This is a genomic window from Cobetia sp. 1CM21F, from assembly GCF_023161745.1.
Lineage (GTDB): Bacteria > Pseudomonadota > Gammaproteobacteria > Pseudomonadales > Halomonadaceae > Cobetia > Cobetia amphilecti.
The window spans coordinates 380,750-397,297 of the sequence record NZ_JALNTQ010000001.1 but is presented as its reverse complement, the minus strand read 5'-3'; the positions used below and the strand labels follow the sequence as shown (position 1 = coordinate 397,297).

Here is a 16,548-nt window from a genome sequence, read left to right as displayed (position 1 = left end):
CATACGCCTCAGCTCACTCGCCGAAGAAGTTGAAGGGCCTGGCGGCGCCGTCGCTGCGACAGGCCAGCAAGGCCGCATTCAACTGACGGGAATCCTCAAGCGGCAACGCAGCCACCATCCCCTCCTGCTCCTGCCCGTCCAGCGGTGCAATCAGCTCAAGCCGCGAATCCTCGCGCCAACTGGAAGGCGCAAGCTCGGCACGCCCATTGGCGCGGTTATAGCTGCGCCAACCATCCTGGGTGTGAAAGACGCCCTTGATGCGCCACTCGCGCGGCAGGCCATCCAGCCACTGGGTCAGCTGATCGAGATCGAAGACCTCGCTTGCGGCGATTCGCCAGCCCAGACTGGCATGCTCAAGCCCTTCGGCCTGTTCGATCACCGGTGCGCCGGGCAGCGGCATCACACCTGAGGCGGACGGTTCTTCACTGGCCTGCGCCAGACGCGCCCTATCCCGCGCAGCGCGATGGGCGGCCGGCATGCTGATCTCGGGCTGGTCTTCACGCGCTGCGCTTACGTGCCCGCCGCCCTGGCGCTGAGGCGCGCGCTCTGCTGACAGCAGCCAATCGATCAGCGCGACCTCCTGACCGGCCATGCGGGCCTGCGGCGGCTGGCTTTCGCCGTCGGCTCTGCCCAGCTCACCGATCCAGCGCTTGCGCGGCCACATCCCCGCCAGAAACTCATGCGCGGCCGCCAGCTGCTGATCACTCGCCAGATCACGCTTGCTGAGCACCACGCCGCCCGCCAGCGTCAGCTGATCCTGGAAGGTGCCGTGCTCACGCGTGCGGGTATCGTCCAGTGCACGCGGGTCCAGCAGGGTGATGACTTCCTCAAGCGCAAGCGCCGAGGCCAGCCCTTCGCTGCGCAGCACATCGATCAGCCCCGCCGGGTGCCCTAGCCCCGAGGGCTCGATGATCAGACGATCAGGACGCGTCTGATGGATCAGGCTGACCAGCCCCGCCTGCAACACGAAGGCCAGCTGGCAGCACAGACACCCGCCGGGCAGTCCCTTGACGCTGACATCCTCGCGCCCGGCAAACAGTGCCTGATCGATTCCCACCTGCCCGAATTCATTGACCAGGATCGCCCAATGCTCATCCGCTGGCTTGGCCGCGACCAATGCCTGGATGAGACTGCTCTTGCCCGTTCCCAGAAAGCCGGTGATCAGATGCACCGGAATCGGAGCTGGTTCCGTCGGGGCGTCGCCACTTCTGGCGCCGCGTGAAGCCACAGACATGCTGAAATCTCCGCAAGATGAAGGGCGTGCAAAAGGTTATAGAGTAACAAAAACCGGCCGGCGACGAAGTCTCGTCAAGCGAATCCAGCTCTTGGGCGTGACGCGATCTGGCGATCGGCAAGCTGCAACAAGGGGGAAGACAAGGGGGAGATACGCAAAACCCCTCGCCACCAGGAGTGACGAGGGGTTTGAGGCTGACAATCGGCCCTGACTGACGCGTGCGATCAGGCAGCGCGGGTCAGGATACGGCGCGCCACATCCGGCGTGATATCGCCGTGCTCACCGATGGCGGTGAAGCCGTGACGGGTCAGATTGTCGACCAGCTGATCGATGCTGTCGGCACTGATACCGGCTTCGCTCAACGACACCGGCGCGCCCAGACGAGTGAAGAAGTCACGGGTCTTGTCGATGGCGGCGCGCGCGACGCTCTCCTCATCGCCTTCAAGCGCCCAGACACGACGACCGTATTGCGCCAGCTTGGCACGCTTGGCCTCGAACAATTCTTCCCACAGCGCCGGCATCACGATGGTCAGGGTGCGACCATGATCGACACCGTGCAGTGCGGTGATCTCGTGACCGATCATGTGGGTGGCCCAGTCCTGCGGTACGCCACGCCCGATCAGGCCGTTGAGGCCCAGGTTGGCGGCCCACATGATGTTGGCGCGCACGGCCAGATCATCCGGCTGACTCAGCACCTTGGGGCCTTCCTCGATCAGCGTCATCAGCAGCCCCTCGGAGAAGCGGTCCTGCACCGGCGCATTGACCGGATAGGTCAGGTACTGCTCGCTGACGTGAATGAAGGCATCGACGACGCCATTCACGCTCTGACGCTCCGGCAGGGTCAGGGTGGTGGCCGGGTCCAGCACCGCGAAGCGCGGATAGGCCAGCTCGCTGAACATCGGCAGCTTGTCGTGGGTCTCGTAGTTGGTGACCACGGCGTTGCCATTGGACTCGGAGCCCGTGGCCGGCAGTGTCAGCACCACACCCAGCGGCAGCGCCGTCTCGGGGTGCTTGCCCTCGGCGAGAATCTCCCACGGATCACCGGCATGACAGGCGGCGAGCGCGAGGAACTTGCTGCCATCGGCGACACTGCCGCCTCCGACCGCCAGCAGATAATCGATCTTCTCGCGCTTGATGACTTCCAGGGCTTCGAGCAGGGTGTGATAGCTCGGGTTCGGCTCGATGCCGCCGAAGCTCCACCACTGACGGCCTTCCAGCGCGGCTTCGATCTGATCCATCACGCCGTTGCGCTTGATCGACCCGCCACCGTAGGTGACCAGCACGCGGGCATCCGCCGGAATCTCGTCACGCACCTTGGCGATCTGGCCGGCACCGAAGTGCACGCGGGTCGGGTTCTGATAGGTAAAGTCCTGCATGATGCTCTCCTCGCGGAGTCAGGGGCGACACGGCAACATGAGATGACAGGGCCGTGGTCAGGCGCCACCTGACACAGAGTGATATGTGGGCAAATGACAGAAAAGCGCGACGATGACGTCACCTGCCCACGAACGATGGTCTGCATTCTAGAGCAGTGACCAAGACCAAAGTAGAGCGCAGGCCGCACGTCTTTGGTTCGTGAGAGTCACCAATACTGACGACCAGTGATATTTGACGACCAGTAATGCGTGATGGCAAACGTTTGACCATCCACGCAAAAGGCCCGCCGCAGCGAGCCTTTCGTGATTCCCTGAGCGCCGCGCATTCGCGCGGCGTCAGGTATTCGGGTCTTCAGCCCGGTTGTTCAGCAATGCTGTCGCAGCTCTCAGTTCTCAGCACTCAGTTCTCAGATCAGAGACGCACCAGCATCTTGCCCTTGTTGCCACCCGAGAACAGCTTGAGGAAGGCGTCCGGCGTCTGCTCGAGCCCTTCTTCCACCGTCTCTTCATAGTCGATATCGCCCTTGGCGACCTGCGGCCCTACCTCTTCGAGGAAGCGGCTGTAGTTCTGCCAGTGATCGAAGACGATGAAGCCTTGCATGCGCGCGCGGCGGATCAGGATCATCGAGATGTTCGAAGGGCCAGGCGCCGCCTCGGTATCGTTGTAGCTGGAGATCATGCCGCAGACGGCGATGCGTGCGCCGACATTCAGGTTGTTCAGCGCCGCCACCAGGCAATCACCGCCGACATTCTCGTAGTAGACATCGAAGCCGTCCGGGCAGGCTTCCTTGAGCGCCTTCGTCAGCTGCTCGGCGTCCTTGCCCTTGTAGCTGACCGCCTTGACGCCCCGCGCTTCCAGCCAATCGAGCTTCTCCTGGCTGCCGGCGATGCCGACGACGGTGCCGCCCTTGGCCTTGGCCAGCTGCACGGCAAGCGAGCCGACCGCACCGGAGGCCGCGCTGACCAGCACGTTATCGCCCTCTTTCATCTCGGCGATGATGTTGAGGCCGGTCCAGGCGGTCATGCCCGGCATGCCCAGCACGCCCAGGTAGGCCTGCTCCGGCACCTCGATGCTCGGCAGCGGCTCGACCTGGTCTCCAGAGAGCTGCGCGATGTCACGCCAGCCACCCATGTGACGTACCTTGTCGCCGCTCTTGAAGCGAGAGTCACGTGACTCGATCACTTCACCGACGGCTGCGCCCTGCAGCGGCTCATTGAGCTCGAAGGGGTCGATATAGGTCTTCACGCCGCTCATGCGGCCACGCATGTAGGGATCGACGGACAGCCAGCTGTTGCGAATGCGCACCTCGCCTTCGCCGAGCTCGCTCAGCTCTTCCTCACGCAACTGGAACAGATCGCGTTCCGGGGTGCCTTTCGGATAGTCAGTGATCGTGTAATAGCGTGTCTGCATGCAATGCTCCTTGCGAATGATCTGGTCAAACGACATGTGATCAGAATCGTCATCAGGCCGCTGGCCCGTGGCCTCAACCCTGTGACGACTGGCCGCCGCAAGCGTTGCTCGGCGACGAAGTGCTCCCAGATTACGCGCGCTCCCGATATCACACCAATGACAGAAACTGAATCCCGGTATGCATGAGACTGATATCATGTGCGGTTGAAACTGCACACTTTCATCCCAGTGACTGGGCCGCCTCGCTACCGGGAACCGCTTGCCATGCACCTGGCTGAACTTGCCCGCCATGATCTCAATACGCTGGTCGCGCTGCATGCGCTGCTGGAAACCCGCAGCGTGTCGCGGGCCGCAGAGCGCCTCAACCTGAGCCAACCTGCGGTGTCCCGCACCCTGGGCCGGCTGCGCGAGGCCTTCGATGACCCCCTGTTCGTGCGCGCGCAACGCGGTCTGCGCCCCACCGCACGCGCAGAGGCCCTCAGGCAGCCCCTCGCCCGCCTGCTGCAGGAGCTGGGCGCCCTGCTGGCACCGCCCGAGTTCTCGCCTGGAGATAGCCAACGTCGCTTTCAGCTGGCCACCACCGATTACGGCATGCACGCCTTCGTGGCGCCCCAGATCGCTCCGCTGCACGAGCAGGCGCCCGGCATCCGTCTGGATATCCAGGCCTATGGTGGCAATGTCGAACAGCAGCTGGAAGAAGGCGGGCCGGAGCTTGCGATGTGCGTGCCCACCGCCAGGGTGCCGGCCGGCGTGCATGGTCGCGAGATCGGGGATGACCAGTTCGTCTGCGTGATGCGCCAGGACCATCCGCTGGCAGCGAAGGAGACCTTGAGCCTGGAGGACTTTCTCGCCGCCAGTCACCAACTGATCAGCATGGGCGGTGATGAGCGAGGCGCGGTGGACCTCAAGCTGGCGGAACTGGGCTTGAGTCGTCAGGTCGTCATGCGCCAGCCCCACTTCCTGGCCGCCTTCAGTGTCAGCTGCCACAGCGACCTGCTGCTGTGCGTGCCGGGCTGTCTGGCCATCAGCATGCTCGATCAGCTGCCGCTGGCTCTGCGTCCGCTGCCCATCACCCTCAACCGCTTCTCCTACTGGCTGGTGTGGCACGAACGCCTGCACCATGACGCCGGCCACCGCTGGCTACGCCAGACGCTCTCCACGGGCATTCAGGCCCGTCACCGCGAACTCTCCCAGCGCCTGCGTCAGCGGCTGGGCTCGTGACTTGATACATGATTCGTGACCTGACACCAAGCTCGTGACCTGACGCCACACCCGCACGTAGCCTCGCGGCCTGAGCTTCGATACCTGAGCCTGCGAGGCTTGAACCCAATGGCTTGAACCAATGGCTTGAACCAAAAAAGACCGCCACCCCAAGGGGTGACGGTCTCATTGGCAGGGAAAGCTGCCCACGCCAGTTGCCTGGCTCATTTGCGCTCGATCAGTTGCGCTCGATCTCGGCACGCTCGCGCAGAGATTCCTGCAGGCCCGTGACAGCGGCCTGAGCACGCAGACGCGTGGCCAGACGCGAGAGGAACTGGTCCATCTCGCCCGGCTCGGCCTCGCCGATCTCGGTGAGAGCGATCAGCGCGATGCCACCACTCAGCGACGCCTTGCCATAGACCGGCTGGCCATCCTGCGGGTGCGCCAGCGTGAAGGCCTGCTTGACCAGACTCTGCGGCAGCTGGGTGCTGGCCTGACGGCTGACGTCATCAGCCTGCTGCCAGTCGATCCCCTCGAGTGATCCGCCCTGGCGCAGCGTCTCCAGACGCTTCTCGGCCAGTGCCTCGAGTGCCTTGGCAGTCTTGTCGGCCTTGGCTTCGCGCTGAACCTGCTGCTTGACCTCATCCAGCGCCAGCGTGGTGGCCGGACGCTGCTCGAGGACACGCAGCACCAGACGACGGCTGTCATCCAGTTCGATGACGTCACTGTTGTAGCCATCTTCCAGCACTTCGTCACCGAAGGCTGCCGCCATCACACCCGGCTCGGACAGCAGTTCGTCATCATTTTCCTGCGCGACCCAGTCGGTCTTCTTCAGCGGCAGGTCCAGATCCTCGGCGACGCTGGACAGATCATCCGCCGCGAAGCTCTCATCCTTCAGCTGCTGCGCCTTCTCGTTGAAGGTATCGCGGGAAGCGGCCTGACGGGCTTGCGTCAGCAGCTCGTCGCGCATGTCCTCGAAGGGCGCGATGTCCAGACCTGTCACCTTGATCAGGTGCAGGCTGTCGCCGGTATCGACGATATCCGAGACCTGACCTTCATCCAGTGCGAAGGCCGCATCGTCGAAGTCTTCACCGAAGATACCGCGGGTGATCACGCCAAGCTCACCGCCGTCCTCGGCCGTGGAGCTGTCTTCGGAGACCTCGGCCGCTACCTTGGCGAAGTCTTCGCCGTTGGCGAGTGCGTCACGTGCGCCCTCGAGCTTGGCACGTACCGCCGCATCATCGTCACCCTTCTCAACCATGATGTGCGCGATTTCCCGCGGCGCGTCGGCACGCTTGGCCGCATATTCGGCCTTGAGCGTGTCTTCGCTGATATCGCCACCGCTGGCCAGCTCGTTCTGGTCCAGCAGCACGTAGGCCAGCTTGACCTGTGCCGGGCGGCGGTAGTTGTCCTGGTGGCTGTCATACCAGGCCTTGAGCTCGTCTTCACTGACCGTCACCGGCGCATCGAGGTCCGCACTGCTCAGCGTGGCATAGCGGAAGGTGCGCGTCTGACGCTGCAGCTGGCTGAGCTTCTCTTCTTCGCCCGGCAGCACGAAGGCACTGGCGGCAAAGCCGTCGGTCAACTGCTGGCGCAGGGTGTCGCTGCTCAGCTGCTGGCGGAAGGAGGTGGGCGAATAGCCGGCGCTGGCCAGACGATTGCGGAACAGGTCGGCATCGAAGCGTCCCTTGTCGTCCTGGAAGTCCGGAATGCTCACGATCAGTTGATCGAGCTGCGCATCGGACATGTGCAGGCCGCCTTCCTCGGCGTATTGATCCAGCAGGCGGGAATCGATCATCTGGTTGATGATCTGATTGCGTGCTTCGCGCTCCTGTTCCGGCGCTACCTGGCCAGAACGGATGGCACGCTGGACTTCGGTCTCCACCGCCTGGCGGCTGATGGTATCGCCATTGACCGTGGCCACGTCGTCACTGCTGGCAGTGAAGGCGCCAATGATCGACTCAACACCAAAGAAGGCAAAGGTGACGACAATGAAACCAACGATCGTCTTGGCCACCCAGCCATGCGACCGGTCTCGAATTCGTTGCAGCATGCAGGCCTCGAACTACAGGGATTGGAATGGCCACAAGGGCCGCGACTCAGTGACTGATGATTATACGCATGCCGCAGACAGATGCAGGTGACTTTGCACGACTGACTGACTCGCCAGGGTCATCAAACGCTTGCGCCCTGCCGACATGGCCGGGTTCAGCCACAAAAAAAGCGCATCGCCAGGCGATGCGCTTCGATGTTCTGGTGCCGGTTCGGCAGTCATCAGACCACTCCCGAACCGGTACCGCGCCACCGGGTGCCTGCGAAGCAGGCAGACCTCAATTGACGGCGTCTTTCAGTGCCTTGCCAGCCTTGAAGCTCGGCACCTTGGCAGCACTGATCTCGATCGGAGCGCCAGTCTGCGGGTTACGGCCAGTACGTGCAGCACGTTCCTTGACAATAAAGGTGCCGAACCCGACCAGTGCCACGGTCTCACCCTTCTTCAGGCTATCAGTGACGGTGTCGACCATCGCATCGAGTGCACGGCTAGCTGCTGCTTTCGGAATATCGGCAGATGCAGCAATGGCTTCGATCAGCTCGGATTTATTCACTCTTCACCCCTTGAATTTGCAAAAATTACCAGAAATCAGCGCGAAAATTACGGGTGCTAAACGCGATCGCGACGAAGCGGAGTTTATAGCAACGCCCTCAAACGACTGTCAAGCAACCTCACGCGCAAAACCGCACCACGCCGCCGTTTCGACAGCGGCATGGCCAAAAAATCCCGTCAATGTGTACTGATCATTGTCTGACGACCACTGGCATCGTCTGAACGAGAATCGTCCTTCTCAGCAGTAGACTTTTCTGCTAGAGCCACCTCAAGCACTTCGTCGATCCAGCGCACCGGCCGAATATCGAGTGCATCCTTGATGGTGTCCGGAACCTCCTTGAGGTCACGGCGATTTTCCTCGGGAATCAGCACAAGCTTTATACCACCGCGTCGCGCCGCCAGCAATTTCTCCTTGAGGCCACCGATCGGCATGACTTCGCCGCGCAGGTTGACCTCACCGGTCATTGCCACGTCACAGCGCACGGGGCGTCCACAGTAAGCGGATACCATCGCGGTGACCATGGCAGCGCCCGCACTGGGGCCGTCCTTGGGCGTGGCGCCTTCCGGTACGTGGATGTGCAGGTCTTCCTTCTCGAAGCGCTCAGCCTCGATACCGAAGGCCTCGGCACGCGCACGCACCACGGTGTGGGCCGCACTCACCGATTCCTTCATGACGTCGCCCAGTGACCCGGTCTTGCTGACACGGCCCTTGCCCGGCGTGACGACAGATTCGATGGTCAGCAGCTCACCGCCGACGGAGGTCCAGGCCAGGCCAGTGACACGGCCGATCTGGTCCTCGGCATCGGCAAGGCCGAAGCTGTACTTGCGCACACCCGCGTAGTGCTCGACCTGCTCGGCCTCAAGGTGCATGGAAGACAGTGCACCCTCCTTTGCCTCGGCGACCACACGCTCACGCACGATCTTGCGGCAGACCTTGGCGAGCTGGCGCTCAAGTTCACGCACACCGGCTTCACGCGAGTAGTAACGGATCAGCTCTAGCACGGAGGCTTCGCTGAAGGTCAGCTCGCCCGGCTTCAGACCATTGGCCTTGAGCTGCTTGGGCGCCAGGTAGCGCATCGCGATGGCCAGCTTCTCGTCTTCGGTGTAACCCGGCAGACGGATGATTTCCATGCGGTCGCGCAGCGGGCCCGGAATGTTCATCGAGTTGGACGTACAGATGAACAGGGTCTCGGACAGATCATAATCAAGCTCGAGGTAGTGATCGGCGAACTTGTCGTTCTGCTCCGGATCCAGCACCTCAAGCAGCGCCGAGGCCGGATCACCGCGGTGGTCCATGCCCAGCTTGTCGATCTCGTCTAGCAGCACCAGCGGATTCTTCACGCCCGTCTTGGCCATGCGCTGGATGATCTTGCCCGGCAGTGCCCCGATATAGGTGCGGCGGTGACCGCGGATCTCGGACTCATCGCGCACGCCGCCCAGCGCCATACGGGTGTACTGACGGTTGGTGGCACGTGCGATGGACTTGCCCAGCGAGGTCTTGCCGACACCCGGCGGACCGACCAGACACAGCACCGGCCCCTTGAGCTTCTTGACGCGCTTCTGCACGGCGAGATACTCGAGGATGCGTTCCTTGACCTCATCCAGACCGTAGTGGTCCTCGTCCAGCACCTTGGCGGCGTGGTCGATGTCGTGACGCACACGCGTGCGCTTCTTCCACGGCACGTCGCACAGCCAGTCCAGATAGGTCCGCACCACGGTCGCCTCGGCGGAAGTCGGCCCCATCATCTTGAGCTTGTTGAGCTCCTGAGTGGCCTTCTCCTCTGCCTCCTTCGGCATGCCGGCGTCCTTGATGCGACGCTCGTACTGCTCGACCTCGTTGGGCACGTCATCCAGCTCACCCATTTCCTTCTGGATGGCCTTCATCTGCTCATTGAGGTAGTACTCGCGCTGCGACTTCTCCATCTGCTCCTTGACGCGGGTACGAATGCGCTTCTCGACCTGCAGCAGGTCGATCTCCGCTTCGATCAGCGTCATCAGGTGCTCGATGCGGTCACGCACCTTGTCCATCTCGAGCAGCGCCTGCTTGTCATTGATGCCCAGCGACAGATGCGCGCTGATGGTGTCCACCAGACGGCTCGGGTCTTCAATGCCCTGCAGGCTGCCCAGCACTTCGTTGGGCACCTTCTTGGAAAGCTTCACATACTGCTCGAACTGGTTGAGCAGCACGCGCACCAGGGTTTCCTGCTCTCGCTCGGACAGCGGCTGGCTGTCACGCAGCGCGACGTCGGCGATGCTGTGGCCGTCGTCGTGCAGGCGAATCGCCTGGATATCGGCGCGCGAACTGCCCTCGATCAGCACCTTGACGGTGCCATCAGGGAGTTTGAGCAGCTGCATGATGTCGGCAACGGTGCCGATGGCGAACAGGTCTTCCGCCGTCGGGTCGTCCTGGCTGGCTTCACGCTGCGCCGCAAGCAGGATCTTCTTGTCGCCTTCCATGGCCACTTCGAGGGCCTGGATCGACTTTTCTCGGCCGACGAACAGCGGAATCACCATCTGGGGATAGACCACCACATCCCGCAGCGGCAGCAGCGGAAGTGTCAGGGTCTGATCTTCGTTCTGCTCCATGGCAGACGTTCCTCGGTATTCTGTGGGTGGGCCGCCTCACACGGCACTTTGATACTGAGACCATGGGGGCAAGGTCATGATTTTGCAATGATCCCGACACGCCTGGCGGTAACTCAACGCTGAATGAAGCCGTGCGTGACCCGCGAATGCATCACAGTAAGGATGGCTTGTGAGCGCAAACGCAACGGGGGGCCTTGCGGCCCCCCGTTGGTGCGACTCAGGCCCGGACGTTTCAGCCGTCCTTGCCGGCCACCTTGCCCTGACTCTCTTCGTTCTTGGAGTAGATCAGCAGCGGCTTGCTGTCGCCGGCAATCACCGACTCATCCACCACCACCTTGCTGACACTCTCCTCGGACGGGATGTCATACATGGTGTCGAGCAGCACGGACTCGAGGATCGAGCGCAGACCACGTGCGCCGGTACGACGCTCGATGGCCTTGCGAGCCACGGCACGCAGCGCATCTTCGCGCAGGTCCAGCTCGACATCTTCCATCTCGAACAGGCGCGAGTACTGCTTGACCAGCGAGTTCTTCGGCTCGGTCAGAATCTGCACCAGGGCATCTTCGTCCAGCTCAGTCAATGTCGCGATGACCGGCAGGCGGCCAACGAACTCGGGAATGAGACCGAACTTGACCAGATCACCCGGCTCGACGTCTGCCAGCACGCGACCCACGGTCTTCTCGTCCTGCTTGCTCTTGACCTCGGCATTGAAGCCGATGCCACCCTTCTCGGCGCGTTCGCGGATCACCTTGTCCAGCCCGGCGAAAGCACCGCCGACGATGAACAGGATGTTGCCGGTATTCACCTGCAGGAATTCCTGCTGAGGGTGCTTGCGACCGCCCTGCGGCGGCACCGAGGCAGTGGTGCCCTCGATCAGCTTGAGCAGTGCCTGCTGCACGCCTTCACCCGAGACATCACGCGTGATGGAGGGGTTGTCGGACTTGCGTGAGATCTTGTCGATCTCATCGATGTAGACAATGCCACGCTCGGCCTTCTCGACATCGTAATCGCATTTCTGCAGCAGCTTCTGGATGATGTTCTCGACATCCTCACCGACATAGCCCGCTTCGGTCAGGGTGGTCGCATCCGCGATGGTGAACGGGACGTTCAACAGGCGCGCCAGCGTCTCGGCCAGCAACGTCTTGCCGCTACCGGTCGGGCCGATGAGCAGGATGTTGGACTTGCCCAGTTCCACTTCATCCGCGGCCTTCTGACCGGCACGCAGACGCTTGTAGTGGTTGTACACCGCCACGGACAGCACACGCTTGGCGCGGTCCTGGCCGATCACGTAATCGTCGAGAGTGGAACGAATCTCACGCGGCGCCGGCAGGCGATCATCATCACCTTCGGCGTCGGCTTCGAGGACCTCTTCGCGAATGATGTCATTGCACAGATCGACACATTCGTCGCAGATGTAGACGGAAGGTCCCGCGATCAGCTTGCGCACTTCATTCTGGTTCTTGCCACAGAAGGAGCAGTACAGCAGTTTGCCGTTCTCGTCCTTGCCTTTGCCGTCAGCCATTCGCGTACCTCTCAATGGCGGCGACTCCCCGGGGAGCCGCCGGAAATGCATGTTTGCCGACGTCAGGTCAGCCGTTTACGCGGATCACTCCACGTCGGGACGGCGTTCCAGCACGGCATCGATCAGGCCGTACTCCACTGCCTGATTGGCCGCCATGAAGTTGTCACGGTCGGTATCATTGGCAATGGTGTCGAAGTCCTGGCCAGTGTGGTGCGCGAGAATGCGATTGAGCTTCTCACGGATGGTCAGGATTTCCTTGGTGTGAATCTCGATATCCGTGGCCTGACCCTGATAGCCGCCCAGCGGCTGGTGGATCATGACGCGGGAATTCGGCAGCGCGTAGCGCTTGCCGGCGGCACCGCCAGCCAGCAGCAAGGCACCCATGCTGGCTGCCTGGCCGATGCACACGGTGGACACGTCGGGCTTGATGAACTGCATGGTGTCGTAGATCGCCATCCCTGCAGTCACGGAGCCGCCCGGCGAATTGATGTACAGATGGATGTCCTTGTCCGGGTTTTCAGACTCGAGGAACAACAGCTGAGCCACGACCAGATTGGCCATGTAATCCTCAACCGGACCCACAAGGAAGATCACCCGTTCCTTCAGCAGGCGGGAATAGATGTCATAGGCCCGTTCGCCGCGAGCATTCTGCTCGACAACCATCGGAACCAGACCGCCAGCATTCTTGATGTCGAAGTCGTTCATGGGGGCTTCCTTCATCCGATGACATTGATATCCATTGAGCATGCCACTTTACCCCGCCCACTGACCAGAGACCCGGCCGTAGCCGGGTCCTGGTCTAGCAAGCACTAGGGGTCAACCAGCTTCAGGCTTGCTCGCCTTCGGCTTCAGCAGACTCTTCTTCTGCTTCTTCCTGCTGCTGTGCAGCCTGCAGGGCTTCCTGGTAGGACATGGCAACGTCCTTAACCTGAGCCTGTGCCAGCAGCTTGTCAACGGCCTTCTCTTCAAGCAGCACGGACTTGAGCTGGTTGCGAGCCTGTTCGTTGGAACCATAGTACTCGGTGACCTGGGCCGGGTCCTGGTACTGCTGAGCCATTTCTTCAACGCGAGCATTCAGCTCTTCGTCGCTGACGTCCATCTCGTTGCTGCTGACGACTTCGCTGAGCAGCAGGCCAGTCTTGACGCGCTGGACCGCCTGGTCCTGGAACAGCTCGCCCGGCAGCTGGGAGACGTCGAAGTCTTCGCCCAGACCGAACTGCTGTGCAGCCTGACGCTTCAGACCGTCGATTTCCTGGTCGGCCAGAGCCTGCGGCACGAGGATGTCGTTGGCCTTGGTCAGTTCGGCCAGCACCTGCTGCTTGACGCGATTCTCGATCGCGTTCTTCAGCTCACGCTGCATGTTCTTCTTCACTTCCACCTTGAAGCTTTCGACATCGGCAGCTTCCAGGCCGAACTGGGCGATGAACTCCTCGTTCACTTTCGGCAGTTCCTGAGCCTTGACGGCGTGGACCTTGACCTTGAAGGTCGCTTCCTGACCGGCGAGGTGCTCGGCCTGGTAGTCAGCCGGGAAGGAAACCTTGATTTCCTTGTCGTCGCCGGCAGCAGCGCCGACCAGCTGCTCTTCGAAGCCCGGGATGAAGCTGTTGGAGCCCAGCACCAGCTCGTGGCCTTCTGCCTTGCCGCCTTCGAAGGCCTCTTCACCGAGGAAGCCTTCAAAGTCGATCTTGACCTGGTCGCCGTCAGCGGCAGCGCGCTCGACGTCGGTCCAGGAGGCGTTCTGCTTGCGCAGGGTCTCGATCATCTCTTCGACGTCGGCATCGGTCACTTCAGCCTGCGGACGCTCGATTTCAGCGCCTTCGATCGGCTTCAGTTCGATTTCCGGGTAGATTTCCAGAGTCGCGACGAACTCCAGATCCTTGCCGGCTTCATCGACGGTCGCGTCGATCTTCGGCCAGCCAGCCGGGTTCAGTTCGTTTTCGGTGACGGCGGTCACGTAATGCTGGCGCATGATCTCGCCAACGATTTCGTTGCGCACGTCCTTGCCGTAACGCTGTTGCACCACTGCCATCGGCACGTGGCCCTTGCGGAAGCCGTTCAGACGAACGGTCTTGGCGGTTTCCAGAAGACGGGCGTTGACGGCCTGGTCGACTTCAGAAGCCGGCACCGTGATGGTGACCGTGCGCTCGATCGGAGAAGTCGTTGCGACAGAAGCTTGCATGAAAGTTCCTCTACCCACTGGTGGCGTTCGAATCATAAAGGCGAAGATTGTAGAAACCCCGCCACGCGCTGGCAAGCGCGGATATGACCCTTTCATATGGTGCCTTGGTCCAAGTTATTCAAGGACCCCGGCCATTTTCTGCTCCACCTACCCGCCAGACAGGCACCTGGAGCGCCCGGCAACCCGGAATCGTCATGCATGGAGCAGTGCGAAAAAACCAAAAAAAAGGAGGAGAAAGCCATTGGCCTTCTCCCCCTTTTGCGGCATGCCGCCCGCCCAAGTGGGCCAGGCAGCATCCTGATATTCATCGAGACGTGGGGTGGATGATGGGGTTCGAACCCACGACCACCGGAGTCACAATCCGGGGCTCTACCACTGAGCTACACCCACCACTTCTGGAGGTTGGACAGAAAGCCTGCCGTCTCCATCTCGTTGATACTGCTCAAGCTGACATGCAATGGGGTGGATGATGGGGTTCGAACCCACGACCACCGGAGTCACAATCCGGGGCTCTACCACTGAGCTACACCCACCACTGCATGAACATCTTCACATCGTCTGGTCGCAGTCATCAGGCTCAATGAAGAGCATTCCGACATCCACTTCGATGACAAACGTCATCTCGATGGCACGCCCAGCAGGACTCGAACCTGCAACCTACGGCTTAGAAGGCCGTTGCTCTATCCGGTTGAGCTATAGGCGCAGAAACTAATGCTGCGAGTCAACCTCCGGACAAAGCCCTGAATACTGTTTCAGAAGACCGAAGCCTTGCGATACGTTGTATTCAAGTGGTCGGGATAGAGGGATTCGAACCCCCGACATCCTGCTCCCAAAGCAGGCGCGCTACCAGACTGCGCTATATCCCGAAACCGTCTTCAACCGACCGTCGAACCCCGTCGATGCGAGGCGTATTCTACCGAACTTTCGTCTGCGGTCAAGCCCTTACGTGAATTCTTTCCAAAAGATTCGTTTGCCCCTCGCGCTGTCATGCCAATGTCATGTCGCGGGCTTTCATCCCTGCAGCCCCCAACATCTCTCCTTGCTGATACAAGACGCCACGCCTTTCATCGCTTCTGCCACTGACGCAGTGATGACTTGCGACGGCTGAGCGCCGCCGGTGGACTGACTATCGTCCCTTCGCCTTTTGCCCCTCTGCCATTCACCCTCTGCCATTCACCCTCTCCCATCCGCCCCAGCCTTCTCCTTACCCCGCTCTCTGCTTCCCCCTTTGCCTCTCCCTTTGCTTCTACCTCTGCTTGCGCCTCTACAGAGGGAGCATCAGGGCGATAACCGCATGACATGACCCCACTCTCGACTGTGACTTGGCGCCGTCTTCTGGCCTGTCGGGCGCCCGTGAAAGACCTGACGGCCATGACAGCTTTCGACCAAGGTCGTCATTCGGCGTTGACTGGAGGGCAAGGCATGCGAAAATTGGCCATCGTTGTCCCTCCTGCATTTATCGCCCACGAGAAGGAATGATCGCTGATGTCAGCACAACTGATAGATGGCAAGGCCATTGCCGAACGCGTACGCCAACAGGTAGGCCGTCAGGTCGATGCGCGTCGTGATGCCGGTGAACGTATTCCGGGGCTTGCCGTCGTGCTGGTCGGTGAAGACGCGGCGTCCGAGGTCTATGTCCGCAACAAGCACCTCGCCTGCGAGAAGGCTGGCATCCTCTCCACCCAGCACCGCCTGTCCGCTGACACCACTCAGCAGGAACTGGAAGCCCTGGTCGACCAGCTGAATGACGACACCAGCATCGACGGCATCCTGGTGCAGCTGCCGCTGCCGGCGCATCTCGATTCACGCCCGATTCTCGAGCGCATTCGTACCGACAAGGACGTGGACGGCTTCCACCCCTACAACCTCGGTCGTCTGGCGCAGCGCCTGCCGGTAATGCGCCCCTGCACCCCCAAGGGCATCATGACGCTGCTGTCCGAGAGCGGCCTGCAGGTGCGCGGCATGGACGCCACCATCGTGGGCGCCTCCAACATCGTCGGTCGCCCGATGTCACTGGAGCTGATGCTGGCCGGCTGCACCACCACCGTCTGCCACCGCTTCACCAAGGACCTGGAGAGCAAGGTCCGCCAGGCAGACCTCGTCGTGGTCGGCGTCGGCAAGCCGGGCCTGGTCAAGGGGGAGTGGATCAAGGAAGGCGCCATCGTCATCGATGTGGGCATCAACCGCCTCGACAACGGCTCGCTGGTCGGTGACGTGGAGTTCGCCCCGGCGGCGGAGCGCGCAGGCTGGATCACGCCGGTTCCGGGCGGCGTAGGGCCGATGACCGTTGCCTCGCTGCTGGAGAACACCCTGTTCGCCGCCGAGCTGCACGATGCCCAGCTGGCCGGCAAGTAAGCACGCACCCTCTCGCTGACACCTCCCCTGCCGCGGGGCATCGCATGACAGGATGCCCCGCAGTCCCTGCTTCAGGATTTCAC

The 16,548-nt window shown here is 61.8% G+C and carries 11 protein-coding genes and 4 tRNA genes; 2 read left to right on the top strand and 13 right to left on the bottom strand.

Features of this window, described 5'->3' with window-relative positions; translation table 11 throughout:
• Positions 1 to 13: 13 nt before the first annotated feature.
• The 3 genes from MSG32_RS01630 to MSG32_RS01620 form a co-directional block, all read right to left on the bottom strand.
• Positions 14 to 1,234: a CobW family GTP-binding protein gene (locus MSG32_RS01630; protein ID WP_248377169.1), complete on the bottom strand. Its 1,221-nt coding sequence runs from the start codon at positions 1,232 to 1,234 to the stop codon at positions 14 to 16.
• Positions 1,235 to 1,458: 224 nt separating this feature from the next.
• Positions 1,459 to 2,610, bottom strand: coding sequence for an iron-containing alcohol dehydrogenase (locus MSG32_RS01625; RefSeq protein ID WP_043331292.1), 1,152 nt, complete (start codon positions 2,608 to 2,610; stop codon positions 1,459 to 1,461).
• 412 nt (positions 2,611 to 3,022) lie between these two features.
• Positions 3,023 to 4,021 (bottom strand): NADP-dependent oxidoreductase, encoded by a 999-nt coding sequence (locus MSG32_RS01620; protein WP_043331293.1) that lies wholly within the window; start codon positions 4,019 to 4,021, stop codon positions 3,023 to 3,025.
• Positions 4,022 to 4,285: 264 nt separating this feature from the next.
• Here MSG32_RS01620 and MSG32_RS01615 point away from each other — a divergent pair, with 264 nt between their 5' ends.
• Complete coding sequence (locus MSG32_RS01615) at positions 4,286 to 5,242, top strand: LysR family transcriptional regulator (protein WP_192837580.1); 957 nt, start codon at positions 4,286 to 4,288, stop codon at positions 5,240 to 5,242.
• Positions 5,243 to 5,459: 217 nt separating this feature from the next.
• Here the strand turns inward: MSG32_RS01615 and MSG32_RS01610 are convergent, their stop codons facing one another.
• From MSG32_RS01610 to MSG32_RS01565, 10 genes are all read right to left on the bottom strand, one after another.
• Positions 5,460 to 7,274, bottom strand: a complete 1,815-nt coding sequence (locus MSG32_RS01610) for a SurA N-terminal domain-containing protein (protein ID WP_248377167.1) — start codon at positions 7,272 to 7,274, stop codon at positions 5,460 to 5,462.
• A gap of 277 nt (positions 7,275 to 7,551) precedes the next feature.
• The gene (locus MSG32_RS01605; RefSeq protein WP_043331296.1) at positions 7,552 to 7,824 is read right to left on the bottom strand and encodes an HU family DNA-binding protein; all 273 of its coding nucleotides are present in this window, start codon (positions 7,822 to 7,824) and stop codon (positions 7,552 to 7,554) included.
• Positions 7,825 to 8,000: 176 nt separating this feature from the next.
• Entirely contained in the window at positions 8,001 to 10,409 is a 2,409-nt protein-coding gene (gene lon / locus MSG32_RS01600) for an endopeptidase La (protein WP_107336273.1), read from the bottom strand.
• Between the two features lie 232 nt (positions 10,410 to 10,641).
• On the bottom strand, positions 10,642 to 11,931 hold the full coding sequence (clpX, locus tag MSG32_RS01595) for an ATP-dependent Clp protease ATP-binding subunit ClpX (RefSeq protein ID WP_043331299.1): 1,290 nt from the start codon (positions 11,929 to 11,931) through the stop codon (positions 10,642 to 10,644).
• Between the two features lie 84 nt (positions 11,932 to 12,015).
• A complete protein-coding gene (clpP, locus tag MSG32_RS01590; protein ID WP_043331300.1) occupies positions 12,016 to 12,636 on the bottom strand; it encodes an ATP-dependent Clp endopeptidase proteolytic subunit ClpP in 621 nt (206 codons plus the stop codon).
• A gap of 121 nt (positions 12,637 to 12,757) precedes the next feature.
• Positions 12,758 to 14,110, bottom strand: a complete 1,353-nt coding sequence (gene tig / locus MSG32_RS01585; RefSeq protein ID WP_248377165.1) for a trigger factor — start codon at positions 14,108 to 14,110, stop codon at positions 12,758 to 12,760.
• A gap of 315 nt (positions 14,111 to 14,425) precedes the next feature.
• Positions 14,426 to 14,500, bottom strand: a tRNA-His gene (locus MSG32_RS01580).
• A 68-nt stretch (positions 14,501 to 14,568) separates the two neighbouring features.
• Positions 14,569 to 14,643 (bottom strand) — tRNA-His (locus MSG32_RS01575).
• A 93-nt stretch (positions 14,644 to 14,736) separates the two neighbouring features.
• Positions 14,737 to 14,813: transfer RNA gene (locus MSG32_RS01570), tRNA-Arg, on the bottom strand.
• 86 nt (positions 14,814 to 14,899) lie between these two features.
• Positions 14,900 to 14,976: transfer RNA gene (locus MSG32_RS01565), tRNA-Pro, on the bottom strand.
• A gap of 619 nt (positions 14,977 to 15,595) precedes the next feature.
• On the opposite strand from MSG32_RS01565, the gene folD reads away from it, so the two are divergent.
• Positions 15,596 to 16,465, top strand: coding sequence for a bifunctional methylenetetrahydrofolate dehydrogenase/methenyltetrahydrofolate cyclohydrolase FolD (gene folD, locus MSG32_RS01560; protein WP_054555494.1), 870 nt, complete (start codon positions 15,596 to 15,598; stop codon positions 16,463 to 16,465).
• Positions 16,466 to 16,548: the final 83 nt, after the last annotated feature.